Raw genomic sequence first — 14864 nt, forward strand, 5'->3', positions numbered from 1 at the left:
GGTCTCAATCTCCAGCGCGATCGCCGGCAACGGTCCAAACAGGCATTTAGGCGGCCATTTTCTCGCGGAATTCAAGGAAAGTGCTTAGTAATTCATGCTGCTGAACGGGTTTTGTCATGTGAACATAACTTCCGGTCCGGTTCAGCGCTCTGCTTCCCGGCCGCCTTAGCGATGAGGAAGAGAGGAGGATGGAAAGACCTGAGTGCAACATTCGTCCAAGGATGAAGTCGGGCAGTGAAATGCTCTGATCCCACATGATTTGATCATCCAGGATGAGCCCCTCAAAGGGCGCCCCCTCACGTTTTGCCTCCATCAGAACTTGAACGGCCTCGTCGGCGTTGGTTGCGGTAACCGTTTTCATTCCCCAATTTTTTGTGAGCTGGGAAAGGACACGAAGGGTCGTTTGGTTATCATCGACAATCAAAACAGAACCTCCGGCAAGACAGTTCTTTGATCCGGCGTGCGATGTCGCCGGTGCATGCTTGTCGGCGGGAAGATCAAAAAAGAGATGGAATGTACTACCCAGGCCGGGTTCGCTGTCAACCCGGATTTCCCCGCCCATCAGGGCTGTGAGCTCTGTTGAAATTGTTAAGCCGAGCCCCGTTCCACCGAATTTTCTGGATATGGATCCATCCGCCTGCGAGAAGGCGGAGAAAATTATTTGTTGGAGTTCCTGAGGAATTCCAATCCCCGAATCGATGACCTCGATGTGGTTGTGGACATGTCCATTGGGCAAAGCTTTGGAATGAAGCCGGACGAGTATCTCGCCTTTTTCAGTGAACTTTATTGCATTCCCCAATAAGTTTGTAAAAATCTGACCGATCCGGATAGGATCGCCGACAATGCGAGAGGGTCCATCGGCATGGATTTCGATGATGAGTTCCAGGCCCTTTTGGTGTGCATTGATGGATAGGGATCGCGCCCTTTCCATGATGCAATCTTCAAGGTCGAATACCTTGGAATCCAGTTGAAACTTCCCGACCTCGATCTTCGAAAGATCGAGGATATCATTGATGATGCTGAGGAGGCTGGAAGCGGAGGCTTTCACAAGCTTTAAGTATTCATATTGCTCTTCGGTCAGTTCAGTCGTCAAAGCGAGGTCCGTCATCCCCATAATGCCGTTCATTGGTGTCCGGATTTCATGACTCATATTGGCCAGGAATTGGCTTTTTGCGAGACTCGCCTCTTCCGCATTTGACTTTGCCCTCTCCAATTCCTGTGTTTTTATCTTCAACATGACATTTGCCTTCAAGGACCGCCAGTATTCTGCATTTTGCTTTGTCGTCTGGTAAAGGAGAAAAGAAGAATAAAGAATAACACAGAAAAAAATTGCAATCCCTTCATTTTCCATTGTCAGAAAACAAACAACGGCCAAGGGCGCCAGATAAATAATTAAAAAGGCGCGAATCAATCTGAGACTTGGCGACAGGGAGACGGATGCACCGGCGCACATGCCCGTCGAAATGATGACAACGAAGGTCGTGGTCCAGGAGATTTTGTATATGTAGGTGGCGAAACCTCCGAAGAGTCCCCACACGATACAAGAAAGATAGACGCCGGTGGAAAAGAGCCTTCGCCATAACTCGGGATTGGCGGGGTAGAGTCGTCGAAACCAGAGGGTGACACCAAGGCGGAAAGCCACAGTGAGACAGGTCGTGGCGATCAGAAGCCCCATCATGGTGGGGTGATCATGCATGAAAGGGGTGGCGAAGGGGATGAGGAATAGGAAGGAAATATAGAGAATAAATCCTGCGAAAGAGCGGTCGCGGAGTTCTTTGTCGGCCCGCCATTGAAGGGTCGCCTGGGCATTGAGCAACAAGGGTTGCTGGGGCTGGGGCATGCTCAACCGGACTCTCCTTGAAAACCTAAAAACGAATCTAGTATTCCTGTAATATCTTGTCTTACAATAAGTTACTAGAAAAAATAATGGTGGCAACTTTAGATACTTGCATCTATTCCGTTAAAGCATCTTATTTTTTCAAAGAAGGTTAGACCATCAAGACTCCCTCCAACAATGGGTGTGCTGAGCCTCTGGATGGACCTGTCATCCCGCTATCAATATGTCGGATACCAGCAGGGCGTCCCTTAGTGGAGATTTCGCAACGGATTCTCTGTCAAAGGGTTCGCAGCTCTTATCCGACCCGTGAAGAGGGATTTTCAGAAGGGCTGTCCTAGTGGATTTGGGCTCATTTCTCTTGCTATACTGCCGTTTCCACGCCTTCCCTTGGGGGGTATCTACCGGATCGATCCATGGAGGAGAAGATGTCCGTCAAGAAACGTGTCCAAGCGCTCCGGCAACAGATGAAAAAACACAACATTAGCGCTTACCTCGTCCCCAGCACGGACCCGCACCAGAGTGAATATGTCCCCGAGTGCTGGCAGCGCAGGCCGTGGATCAGCGGTTTTACCGGCTCGGCGGGTGATGTTGTTGTCGGCGCGACGGAGGCTGGTTTGTGGACCGATGGGCGCTATTTCCTTCAGGCAGAGGATGAGTTGAAGGGAAGCGGGATTCAACTCTACAAAATGGGACTCCCGGGAGTACCCCAGATCGACGAATATCTCGCCCGGATTCTCAAGAAGGGCGAGTTGCTGGGTGTCGACCCCCGAACGATCTCTCTTGAAAGGTCAAAAGGGATCGAGAAGGCTTTGGAACCGACGGGCGCCCGCCTGAAATGCATCGATACGAATCTTGTCGATGAGGTTTGGGCTGATCGACCGAGCATCCCCCGAGACCCGATTCGGCTCTTGCCGGCGAGGTATGCTGGTGAAACGGTCTCCTCCAAATTAGGCCGCTTGCGGACTGAGATGAAGAATAGGGGGGCCAAGGCCCATCTTCTGACCACGCTGGATTCGATTGCGTGGTTATACAATATCCGCGGAAATGATGTCGACTTTAATCCTGTCGCTATCTCGTATGCGCTCATCATGGAGAAAAAATCCTTGCTCTTTGTGGAGACGGAGAAGGTTCCCAAAAGCGTCGCAGCGAAACTGAGGCGGCATATTACGATCCGTCCCTATGGGGAAATCCAGACGGCGCTGAAGGATCTTGCGAAGAAGAAGACGAAGATCTGGGTTGACGGTGCTTCCGTATCCCGCTGGGTCATCGACATGTTGAAGGGGTGCGATCTGGTGATGGAAATGTCGCCCATCAGGGTCATGCAGGCGAAGAAGAACGACGTGCAGGTCGCGGGGATGAAGGCGGCCCATATCCGTGACGGTGTTGCGATGGTCCGGTTCCTCCATTGGCTTGAGCGTGAAGTGACCAAAGGGGGTCTGACCGAAATCCGCGCCGCGGATCGGCTTGCCCGCTTCCGATCCGAAGAGGATCTCTTCCAAGGGCTCGGATTCAGGACCATATCGGGTTATGCGGCGCATGGAGCCATTATCCACTATGGACCGACACCTGAGAGCGATCTTCCGCTTCGTCCGAAAGGGATCTATCTCATCGATTCCGGCGGGCAGTATCTGGATGGAACGACCGACATTACCCGAACGATTTTGCTGGGCCCCAGGGCGACGGCGGAGCAGCAAGACCGATTTACCCGCGTTCTCAAGGGACATATAGCCTTGGCAAGCGTCCGGTTCCCCGCCGGGATCCTGGGCGGACGGCTTGATACTTTGGCGCGTTTGCCTCTCTGGGATGCCGGTCTTGATTATAACCATGGTACGGGGCATGGTGTCGGCGCCTATCTCAGTGTTCATGAGGGGCCGCAGAATATCGGTATCAGAACCGTCGGCAAGCCGCTGGAACCGGGCAATACCCTCTCGAATGAACCCGGCTTTTACAAAGAGGGTGAGTATGGGATGCGTATTGAAAACCTGATTTTGGTCGTCGAAGACAAGCAGCGATCGAAGAAGGGCCGGTCGTTTCTGGGGTTTGAGACGATCACGATGTGTCCGATTGATACCCGGTTGGTGGATGTCCGGTTGCTTGATGAGGGCGAGCGGGATTGGCTCAATCAGTATCACAAAACGGTATACAAAAACCTATCAGGTCGCCTCGATCTGAAAGACCGCGCTTGGCTTAAAAAGGCCTGTAGGACTCTCTAAAGATGTATTACGGGTTTTTTCTCCCGATCCAGCGTTTAAGCCACGACAGAAATTCGTCATACCAGAAGATGCTGTTGCGCGGTTTTAAAATCCAATGGTTTTCATCCGGATAACAGACAAGCCGCGCCGGCAGCTTCATCGCCTTATAGACATTATATATTTGGATCCCCTGAACATAGGGGACGCGATAGTCCTGTTCGCCGTGAATGATCAGCATCGGTGACTTAAATCCCGCGGCCTGACGCATCGGATTATAGCGATCCAATCCCTCTTGATTGTTCCAGACCTCGCCGCCCATTGACCGGCGCCGGCCCTGTGTGATATCGGAAGCGTATTGTGTCTGGAAATCGCAGACGCCGGCGTGATTGATGAGGCAGGCGAATCGATCGGTCTGCGATGCGATCCAAGAAACCAGGTATCCACCGTAGGATCCGCCGGTCGCCGCCATCCGTTTGGGGTCGGCAAGGCCGCGGGAGATCAACTCATCCGTCGCCGCCATGATATCTTTGTAAGGCTGATCACCCCAGCGTCCCAAAATCGAACTGGTGAAACCCTGTCCCCAGCTGGTGGAACCGTGAAAGTTCACCATGGCGACAAGATAACCCGGAGCAGCAAAGACTTGGCCGTTCCAACGCCAATGCCAGGAGTCTGAAGAGGTGCCATGCGGACCACCGTGGATCACATGAACAAGAGGAAGCCTTTTCGCCCGGGCCGGCTTTTTTGTGACTTTTTCAATCTTTACCGTTTCAGGGGGGTGAATCAGGAACATCTGAACCGGATGTTCTTCGGCGCCGGCAAAGATAAATTCTTCAACTTTGCCGAGCCGGATGCCGTTCATAATCGGTTTTGTAAAAGCGGTATGACGCCTTTCAGCACGTCCTTGAAGGTCGAAACTCACAATCTCGGGGGGTGCGCTCAGTGTGGAAACGTTGGTATAAAGCCGCTTGCCTGCTGGTCTGGGGGGGGAGAAAGATCCGCCTCGCACCAATTCCCATGGCTTGGTCGATTGCGGGTCCTTCAATGCTGCTTGAAAATTAAAAGAAAAGATCGCCATGCGCGCTGCGACCTCTGCTTCAAGGTAGACAGTCCGGCTGTCATTGCCGAATGTCCAACCGATGGCTGAACAATCCCAGTCCTCGGTCAGAACCGTTTGCCTGCCTGTACTGCGATCATGCGCGATCAACCGAACCCGATCGGCATAAAAATCATATTCTCTCTGAAACCCAAAGAGAATCCACCGGCCGTCCGGCGAATAAACTGGATGAACGGCATCAGCGGCAAAGCGAGGTGTCAGACTTTTAGTTCGCCCTGCCTTGGCGCTCTTTGTCATGCTTGACGGCACCTTGACCGTAAAGACGCCCCACTGAACCGGATCATGTGGAGGGGTGGACCGCGACGCCGCGAAGGCGATCTCTTTACCATCAGGAGATATTTGGAATTGACCACTCAAATCCATCCAATCAAACCAGCGGCGGGAATTCGGTGTCAGGTCGCGCACGTCCCCCGTCTCTAAATCGAGAATAAAAATATGGTGAACCTTCCCCTCGGTAAGCCATTGATCCCAGATGCGGTAGAAACGGTCTTCAGTCGTCCGCGCCTTCACCGGATCTTTTGCCCTTTGCCGGGCCTGTTCTGCGGTGGCTTTGAGTTTCGGCGCATCGGAGTAGACCGGCGCGAGAAAGGCGACACGCCGCCCGTCGGGGAAGAATCGGGGCGCCGCGATGCCGAAGGGAAAATCGGTTAAACGTTCCGGTTCACCCCCGTCGAGAGAGAGAAGGTAAAGCTGGGGTTGATCGGGGAACGCCGTTGAAAGTCCGGCACCTTTCGGATGGGTTTTGGAGGATGTTTCGCCCCGCCCCGCCGTTCCACCCGGCTTTCTGACAAAGAGGATCCTGCGCCCGTCCGGCGCCCAGGCCGGCTGGTTGCTGGATTGTTCATTGCCTGTCAGGGGGCGGGCGGCATCCCCTTTTCGCTCCATGCCGGCATGGAGCGCATCGGATGGAAGCAGCCACAAACGGCTCTTACCCTGATTCTGTTCGAGGTTATGGGTGGTGACGGTCACCAGGATCTGCTTCCCGTCGGGAGAGGGTTCCGGGGCGCCAACGCGTGGAATTGTCCAGAGGTCGGTTGCGGTTAAAGTCCTGCTGGCCATGGAACCTCCTTGTTTCATCCTTTCCCTTTTCTGGGGCGCAGCGCTTCCCCGCGCGTCAGCTCAAAGCGCCTTTCTGAGGATTAAGGACCATGAGGAGGAGGTCAAGCATCGGATCCCCTGCCCGATAAAAAACCATAACCACCTTTCCTGACGCCCCTTCGCTTTTCTCTTCAGGCCGCAACCGGAAGAACGTAATATATTCTGCAACCGCCCCTTCGGTCGGTGGACCGGGGCTATTTCTGATGATTCCCCAGGAGGAACTTATGAGACACGGCCGTCCCAATACCATGTTCGTTCTCTTTGCCGCACTGGCTGTTCTACTGCCGTGCTCGATCCTGTCAGCAGGGGCCGGGGAGAATCCGGAATCCTTGAATTCTCATTTTGGAATGGGAGGTCTGGTCGGCGCCCCGGGAATCCTGCGAAGCGTTGAAGCCGGATTGATAAACCCCGCCGCCTGGCCTATCCAGCAGCGTCCCGGGCTCTTTCTCGCGTGGGATGATCCTGTCGAATCGGACGGCGTGAGAGATTTTCGCACCGTTCTCTCTCTTAACAACCTCGCCTTCGCCATGAAGCGCGCCGGATTCCAGGACAGTGCGGGGAAGCATATTCAATATGATTATACAATAGGAATGGGGTTCGGAAACAGATCCCACTCTTCAGGCATTTCCTACTCCTGGACCCATGGGGGCTGTCCGGCCATCCCACCCAGTGAGCGGATTGCGGTAGGTGATATATTCCGGTGGCGGCCGTTTTCCATCGGAATGTCGAGTGCCTGGGATCTTGATAGCAAAGAGGGCGTGCTGCAGGCGGATGCCGGTCTGCGCCCGATTCAATTTGGAGATGCCCGCTTCACCCTCTTTGCGGAGGCGCTGCTACGGCATGGGGACGATATTGATGAGCTAAAAGTAGGATATGGGATAGAGACTCACATTCTTCCAGGTTTAACTTTGGCTGCCCGCGTTGATGATGAAAATTTCCTCAGCTTCCGTGTGGATCTCGGATTTGCCGATTTCCGGCCGGGGTACCGCCACCATATCGATGATGACAATGAGCATGTCTCCTCTACTTATACAGTCGAGCTGACCGATGGTCCGGAAATCAGCCGGCTCTTTGCGCCGAAGAACAAATACCCTGAGATTGAACTGAAGGCACCGGTCACTTACCGACGGTATCGCCTCTTTGACGATCGCCTGTGTTTTCTCAGGATTCTGGAGCAGATCAACGGCTTGGCTGATGATCGCACGGTTGACGGGGTGATTCTGAATCTATCCGGATTGAAAGCCAGTCCCGCTCAGCTTTGGGAAATTCGCGGCCAGTTGGCCGGTCTGCGGGAACGTGACAAGAAAGTGATTGTCTATTTTGACCGGCTCGGTCTCATGGGATTCATGCTCGCTTCGGTGGCCGATGAGATCTGGATGGATCCCTACGGCAATTTGGATATTTCCGGTCTCAATCTCGGCCGTACCTATATTAAACGACTCTTGGATAAGGTGGGGATCGGTTTTGATGAATGGCGCTACTATACGTACAAATCCGCCCTGGAATCTTTTTCCCGCACTTCGATGTCGGAGGCTGATCGCGAGCAACTCGATGCGGTCCTTAATGATTTGTATGAGGAGCCGGTTCGTCTGATCACCAGTGCCCGCGAAATGAGCCGCGGGGATTGGGATCGGCTGGTGGGGGAAAAGGCGATCCTCACTGCCAAAGAGGCCCTCGAGAACGGGCTTATTGACAAGGTCGGTGATTTTAACGAGGTGCGAAAAACGGCAAAAGAAGCCGAGCGCCGTGGATCGGGGGATGCCGCGCTCACGACCCTCTATGGCGTCAAGGGAGACCCGGTTTGGGGGCCCGAGGAGTGGGGCGAGCCGCTGCGGATCGCACTTCTCTATGGTATTGGAGTTTGTGACATGGATACCGGTATCCGCGGCCGGGAGCTCTCTAAAAAAATCCGGCAAGCCCGCGAAGATAAAAATGTCAAAGCCATTGTCCTTCGGGCGGATTCACCAGGCGGTGATCCGCTTCCCAGTGATCTGGTGGCAAGAGAGCTGAGGGAAACGGCCAAGATAAAGCCGGTTATCGTGTCCCAGGGCTTTATCGCCGGATCGGGGGGGTATTGGATTTCGATGCACGGTGATTCGATTCTCGCAACACCGGTATCGATTACCGGTTCAATCGGTGTCATCTCCGGGCACTTCTGGGATGAGAGTCTTGGTGACAAGATCGGAACCGATTATGACAATGTAAAGCGGGGTGAGCATTCCGACATGGAGGACGGCGTCATCCTGCCGCTGATTGGGGCCGAGATACCCGATCGGCCGGTGACTGAGGAGGAACGCAACCGGATGAAAGATGTCATCGATGATTTGTACAATGATTTTCTTAATCAGGTTGCAGAAGGGCGCGGCATGACGACCGAAGAAGTCGCCGCCATCGCCCAGGGCCGTATTTGGTCTGGAGCCGACGGCCTTCAGATCGGCCTCGTGGATGAATTGGGCGGTCTTTGGCGGAGTTTGGAGATGGCCAAGGATGCGGCCGGCCTGCCTGCATGGCGCACGATAGCGATTCAGGAAGGACCCGGCCTGGGCTGGATTAATCCAAAAATATTCGGTTCGGATGACGGAATCGGAATCTCACTTCCTTGGGCGCACGGCGCCGATGAAAAGGCGCCGGCCCGGCTCTTCGAGGGTGGAATTTGGGAATCCCTTTCTCAGAGTGAAAGGGATTACTTGGAAACTCTATTCCGGGCGAAGAGAAGACCGGTACTGATGGTTCCGCCGATGGGGTTTGATAAATTGACGGAGGAGCCATGAGGGGGATGGACAATCAGAGCAAGACAAATAATGGGGGCTATCTGAGCCATTTTAGCGGCGTGACTATCCGGCCCTATGAAGAATCGGATGAAGCGGGCGTCGCCGCGCTATGGCGCGAGGTCTTTCCCGATGCGCCGCTCTGGAATCATCCCGAAACCGATATTCATAGAAAACTCACGGTTCAACGGGAGTTGTTCTTTGTCGCGAAGGCGCAGCCGGAGTCAGCATCGGAGTCGGAAATCATTGGAACAGCCATGGGTGGTTTTGACGGCCACCGGGGCTGGGTCTATTATGTCGCCGTGAACCCGAGGCTGAGGCGCAAAGGGATCGGTAAAGCCCTGATGGAGAGGGTTGAAAGGGGATTGATCGAGATCGGTTGTCCCAAATTGAATCTACAGGTTCGGGCTGATAATCACACGGTCATTTCATTTTACCGGAGACTTGGTTATAACGTAGAGGAGAGGGCGAGTCTCTCAAAACGCTTGGAGTGAATGGATGGCTAGAATCTCCTTCCCCGCGGCAAGAATAATCTGGATACTCCTTCTTCTCCTCATTTTTGTGGTGGGTGGCACGACCATCTTTATTCACTTTGAAAACCTATCACTTCTGGACGCCCTCTATCTTACCGCCGAGACACTATCCACGGTCGGCTACGGCAATATCGCGCCCGAAACAAGCGAAGGAAAGATTGTCAGCCTTATCCTCATGGTGGCGGGCGCATCCGTGGCATTGGCCGCCGCCGGTATCCTTGTCGGATTTATTGTTGAAGGGCGTCTATTGCGCCACTTCGGAGCTCGAAGAATGATAAAGCAAATCGAAAAACTAAAGGACCATATTATTCTATGTGGCTATGGTGCCATGGGCCGCCGAGTCGCCGCCATTTTGAAAATCTCGGGCATTCCTTTTGTCATCGTTGAAAAACAATCAACGCTCATTGAGGAAATTCGTGAATCCGGGATGCTCGTCTTGGAGGGAGAGGCGACGCAAGAAGAGGTCTTGCGTCAGGCCGGCCTGACCCGTGCTAAAGGACTGCTCACCGCAATTGGTGATGATGTGGAGAATCTATATATCGGAATGACGGCCAAAATGATCCGCCCTAATCTTCCCATCGTATGCCGTGTCCTCTCCGATAAAGCGGTCAGTCATTTAAAACGGGCCGGCATCAATCAGGTCATTTCTCCCGAGGAGATGGGTGCGGGCCGGATGGTTCAGCAATTGCTAAGACCCGAGGTGGTTGATTTCCTCGACCTGATGCTGACACCCGGGACGACAGGCGCTGGATTGGAGGCCTATCAGATACCGGATGGATGTAAGCTCGCCGGGCAAAAGCTCAAAGATAGCGGTATCCGGGAAAGATTCGGACTCTTTGTCATTGCCCTTCGGCGGGCGGGGGCCTATATCCCCAATCCCGGCTCCGATGTGGTCATACAGGATGATGATGTCCTCATTCTTGTCGGTACGGAGGCTGCATTTGTAAAATTCCGGGATGAGCTGGCGCCGGTTTGTTAGAAAAGATTCGAGGATCAAGGGCGAATGAGTGGATTGAACGGCGGACACGATCATGACATCGGATAACCGGCCCCGTCTTCAAGGCGATCAGACTTTGGAGCTTTGTGTCGCCCAGCGCGATAATATCCGCGCTATTTTTGATAGTGTTGAGGATGCCATTTTTACCGTCGATGCCGCCTGTAAAATCGGAAACGCCAACCAATCCTTCCTTAGAATGATCGGAATCAAAGAGCAGGATGCCATCGGCAAGGATCCAAACGATCTATTAAAACTCCGTTATCATTCCCTGAGGGATGTCTGTGACCGGACACTGGGAGGAGAAGCGCTGCATGGTCTGGAAGTCAGCATCACACCGCCAAAGGGGGGCACTATCCTGGCGATCCTCTCATCAGCCCCTCTCCGCGATCGTGAGCGTGAGTTGGGTGGAGCCGTTATCGTCCTCCACGACATGACCCGCCTAAGGGCTTTGGAGGAGGACTTGAAGCGGGCTCAGGGCCGCGGCAAGCTGGTCGGCAACAATGTTCGCATGCGTGAGATATATGAATTGATCGATCAACTTGCGGATAATGACGTGACGGTTCTTATCACCGGCGAGAGCGGCACGGGCAAAGAACTAGTGGCTGGTGCGATTCATGGTGCGAGTCATCGGTCAAAAGGCCCCTTTATTCGCGTCAATTGCGCGGCGCTTTCTGAGACATTACTGGAGAGTGAACTCTTCGGGCATGTTAAAGGCGCCTTCACCGGTGCGGTGAATGATCGTATCGGCCGGTTTGAAGCGGCGAACGAGGGCACGATATTCTTGGATGAGATTGGTTCGGTGAGTGAGGCTGTGCAACAAAGACTTCTACGTGTGCTTCAGGAGCGTGAATTCGAGCGGGTAGGGGATACACAAACGCGGAAGGCGGATGTGCGCGTTATTGCCGCCACCAACGCAGATCTGCGCCGTCTTGTCGATGAGCGGCGGTTTCGCGAGGACCTGTATTATAGACTCCATGTCGTTGAGATCAATCTTCCTCCTCTGCGGGAGCGGAAGGAAGATATTCCCGTCCTTGCCGAGCACCTTTTGGCGCAGCATACCGAGAGGATGGGGCGCAGTGCGACAACGATTTCATCCGACGCCATGGCGGCGCTCATGGCTTGCCGCTGGGACGGCAATATTCGTCAACTCGAGAATGCGATTCAGCGCGCCCTGGTTGTCGTTCGTGGGAGGGTTATTCATCGCGAGCATTTGCCGCCGGAGCTGGTGGGAATGGGGGAATCTGAGATTTTGGGCCGGAGTGGGTCTTTTAGGCATTCTGACAGCGAAGAAGCTGATCTTCGCCGGGCCCTTGAGGAAGCCGGCGGTGACAAGGGCCGCGCGGCGGAGATTCTTGGAATTCATCGAACGACATTTTGGCGAAGGATGAAGAAACATAACTTTGAATGACTATGAAGGCTTCTTCACAGATGCCGGCTTCAGCGCATCGATCGGATCAGTAGACGCGACCGGCGGCGGTCTGTAATTTTCACTTCGCCGATCGGCGCTAGAAGCGATAGCCGGCGCGAAGACCAATCACCGTCGGTTCCTCAATAGCGGCGCCACCCTCCTGAATGTAGATGTAACGCCAATTCTTTGTCGGCTTTATTATATTCTGTCCAAAAATCGTCACGGAGAGAGGACTCGATAACTTATAAGATACTGACATATCGAACCTGACATCGGCCTCAAATATATCATTCTTGCGCATGTGCTCGATGTTTTCTTCGACCAGACTTTCAACAGCCTTCCCTTGGGCGCCCTTTTCATACATTGTCATCCAGTTCTGATTGCCCTCGTATCCCCAGGTGGCGCGAATGCTGTTATAAACCATCAGCCGATCGGTGATTCTGGCTATAGAGTGGAACTTTGTCATGTTATTGGCCCAGTTCATGCGGTCATTTCCATAACCCTCACGACTGACACTTTCATAATCGGTATCATGTGATTCCGACCGGCTGATATAACTGCCAAGCTCACCTTCAGCGAGTGAGAAATCCAGCTGCTTGCAGTATACATGGTTGATGCCGATCCTGAGGTCTCCTTTATCAGTTGCATACTCCACGGCCATTTCGACGCCTCCGACCTTCAGGTTTCCGGCCTTTGAGGTTGTTCTGAATTGTTCCGCATCGGTTTCCCCGCCGGAGGCATTCCAACCGAGTAGATCAGCGGCACTGTAAAAAAGCGATACGTCAGTGGTGAAGTTATTAAATGATCTGCCGTACATCAACTCGGCGCCATTGAACATTTCCTGCTCCGGCTCCATGTTCCCAAAATAATCTGTTGCGGCAAGCTGGATGAGTGTGTTTTCCCGGATGGATCGCTGTAGGGAAAGTTTAAACAATCCAAGATTCTCCGCATTGTAAATAACAGCGAGACGGGGAGATAGGACCATTTTTGAGAATTGATGTTTGTCGAGCCGGCCGGAGAGCAATACGTTGCAACGGTGGAATACCATGCTGCTGATTTCACCCAGCAATGCATAGTTATACATGTTATATGCGGTTCGATAGACTTGCTGATCGGGTCCAATCCAAGGACGGGCTTGGAGCGCGGGCGAGTTTGGACCGCTTACAAAAAGGACCCCATCATCCATGATGAAAGCGTCCTTGTCGGTATCACCCCATCCCATCCCCAAATGGTCATAGGAGAACTCGCATCCGACGGCGGTTTTTAACTTGTCCGTCGGGCTGAATCTTAGCAATGATTTGAAGAGCAGATTGCTCTCTGCATAATTCTCAACGTAGTTGCCCTTGCCGTAAGTCTTATCATCAATTCTTTCCTGGTCTGTGGAGAGCGCACTAAGCGTGGTCTTTAGATCCAGATTGTGGGCAAAAATATGATTGTTTTCCAGGGTGATTTCCGCCTGCTGTACGCCCGTGGATGGATTGTTCTCCCACTTGCCGTTTTCCGTCAAACGTTTTTGAAACCAGCGCGTTTGCAATTCAGGGTCGGGATTGAGCGGATCATCTGTCCAGCATACAATACGTGATGTTCCGGAATTGACATACCGCGTCCACAGTTTCCATTCTCTGAGAAAGGTCATCTGGCCATAAAGCTTCATCTGGGGTTTATCGCGTGAATCGGGATAAAAGTCGAGAATGGGAGTCTGCATGCTTACATTTGTTCCATCCTCGGTGCCGACATATCCCGCCTCTCGTGATGGGGGCGCGAAAGCATAGATGTTGGGGTTGGTAAATCCCCCTGTTTTTGTAAGACTTCCATAAAACAAGATGGTATAGTTTGAACCGATTAATGAGTGGCTGGCATATGCACCCTGCGAATGATAGCCGGATACATATTGGAAACCCGCGGAAGAACCCTGTGGTTCTGCTTGCCCCTTCGTAGTGATGTTGATCACGCCTGCAACAGCGCCTGGACCATAAGTCACCGAACCGGGCCCCCGGATGACTTCCACCAACTCGATATCGTTAAGATCCCAATTCTCCAATTCGGTCGTAGCCCCATTATGGGATCTTTGGTTCACACATCTGCCGTTTACCAAGAGGAGAAACGAGTAATCACGGTCGACAATAAGACCCCGCAAACCCATGTGGGAGGCATCGAAATGCGTCATGTAATGGAAACCAGGCACATAGACTTCGAGGAGGTCATACAAATTCCTGGCCGGTGTTATCCTTATCATCTCCTCATCAATGACAGTGATTGATACGGGATTCATGTCGGTCTCTGTCTCAACCAGGGCGCCGATGACCATGGGAATCTCTTGAAAGAGCAGCATCTCCGACGGTTCTTCAGCCAGCAGCGCCCCTGATTTGAAAATGACAATGATGATGAGCAGGATGGCTAAGAGTCGGGCATTCTTTAAAGCTGAGGTCATGGTTTTTCTCCTGACTTGGTAGGCCATATAAGGTATCGGGAGAAAAGAGGGGAATGATAAGCGTTGATGTGATTGGGGCGACGGCCGCCAGTTTCGGTCTGTGGGTCGGATATTAGGGGGGTTCCATCATTTGAGGTGTTTATGGGCGCACATCACCCCTCGGGTGCTCATCATTGCGGCGATAGCACTTGAAAACGGAGGGAGCCCCAGCGGCATTTCGGCCGATGGCGCTTATCTGTTTGTACGCCCGTATGTTCGTATATTGGCAATTAGGGCGATAGCTCAATCAAAGGAGCTTTTGCCGTCTTTCTTGGCTTTCTTTTCCGCCCGTTTCTCTTTCAGCGTCTTGGTCGGCTTCTTCTGGGGCTCTTTCTTCTTCTTATCTTGGTCCTTACCCATGGTGTTACCTCCGCTGGCTTCCCGCCGGCAATCTCCTCGATTGGCAGATAGCTAAGGCAGCTAGACTCTAGCTTTATTCAAAGCCAA

8 protein-coding genes are annotated in these 14864 nt (G+C 53.0%); 5 read left to right on the top strand and 3 right to left on the bottom strand.

Annotated elements, in window-relative coordinates; translation table 11 throughout:
- Positions 1–46: 46 nt before the first annotated feature.
- On the bottom strand, positions 47–1840 hold the full coding sequence (locus KJ970_14190) for a hypothetical protein (protein ID MBU2692066.1): 1794 nt from the start codon (positions 1838–1840) through the stop codon (positions 47–49).
- Positions 1841–2262: 422 nt separating this feature from the next.
- Here KJ970_14190 and KJ970_14195 point away from each other — a divergent pair, with 422 nt between their 5' ends.
- Positions 2263–4050 (top strand): aminopeptidase P family protein, encoded by a 1788-nt coding sequence (locus KJ970_14195; GenBank protein ID MBU2692067.1) that lies wholly within the window; start codon positions 2263–2265, stop codon positions 4048–4050.
- Between the two features lie 7 nt (positions 4051–4057).
- On the opposite strand, the gene KJ970_14200 is transcribed toward KJ970_14195, so the two are convergent.
- The gene (locus tag KJ970_14200; protein MBU2692068.1) at positions 4058–6202 is read right to left on the bottom strand and encodes a S9 family peptidase; all 2145 of its coding nucleotides are present in this window, start codon (positions 6200–6202) and stop codon (positions 4058–4060) included.
- 263 nt (positions 6203–6465) lie between these two features.
- Between KJ970_14200 and sppA the strand changes: the two genes are divergently transcribed.
- Genes sppA through KJ970_14220 form a run of 4 tightly spaced genes read left to right on the top strand, consistent with a single transcriptional unit; the run spans position 6466 to position 11947 of the window.
- On the top strand, positions 6466–9012 hold the full coding sequence (gene sppA / locus KJ970_14205) for a signal peptide peptidase SppA (protein MBU2692069.1): 2547 nt from the start codon (positions 6466–6468) through the stop codon (positions 9010–9012).
- Between the two features lie 59 nt (positions 9013–9071).
- Positions 9072–9503 (top strand): GNAT family acetyltransferase, encoded by a 432-nt coding sequence (locus KJ970_14210; GenBank protein ID MBU2692070.1) that lies wholly within the window; start codon positions 9072–9074, stop codon positions 9501–9503.
- Between the two features lie 4 nt (positions 9504–9507).
- Complete coding sequence (locus tag KJ970_14215) at positions 9508–10521, top strand: potassium channel protein (GenBank protein ID MBU2692071.1); 1014 nt, start codon at positions 9508–9510, stop codon at positions 10519–10521.
- Positions 10522–10573: 52 nt separating this feature from the next.
- A complete protein-coding gene (locus KJ970_14220; GenBank protein MBU2692072.1) occupies positions 10574–11947 on the top strand; it encodes a sigma 54-interacting transcriptional regulator in 1374 nt (457 codons plus the stop codon).
- 97 nt (positions 11948–12044) lie between these two features.
- Here the strand turns inward: KJ970_14220 and KJ970_14225 are convergent, their stop codons facing one another.
- Positions 12045–14378 carry a TonB-dependent receptor gene (locus KJ970_14225; GenBank protein ID MBU2692073.1) on the bottom strand — a complete coding sequence of 778 codons (2334 nt, stop codon included), beginning with the start codon at positions 14376–14378 and terminating at the stop codon, positions 12045–12047.
- Positions 14379–14864: the final 486 nt, after the last annotated feature.

This window comes from Candidatus Eisenbacteria bacterium (assembly GCA_018831195.1).
GTDB lineage: Bacteria > Eisenbacteria > RBG-16-71-46 > CAIMUX01 > JAHJDP01 > JAHJDP01.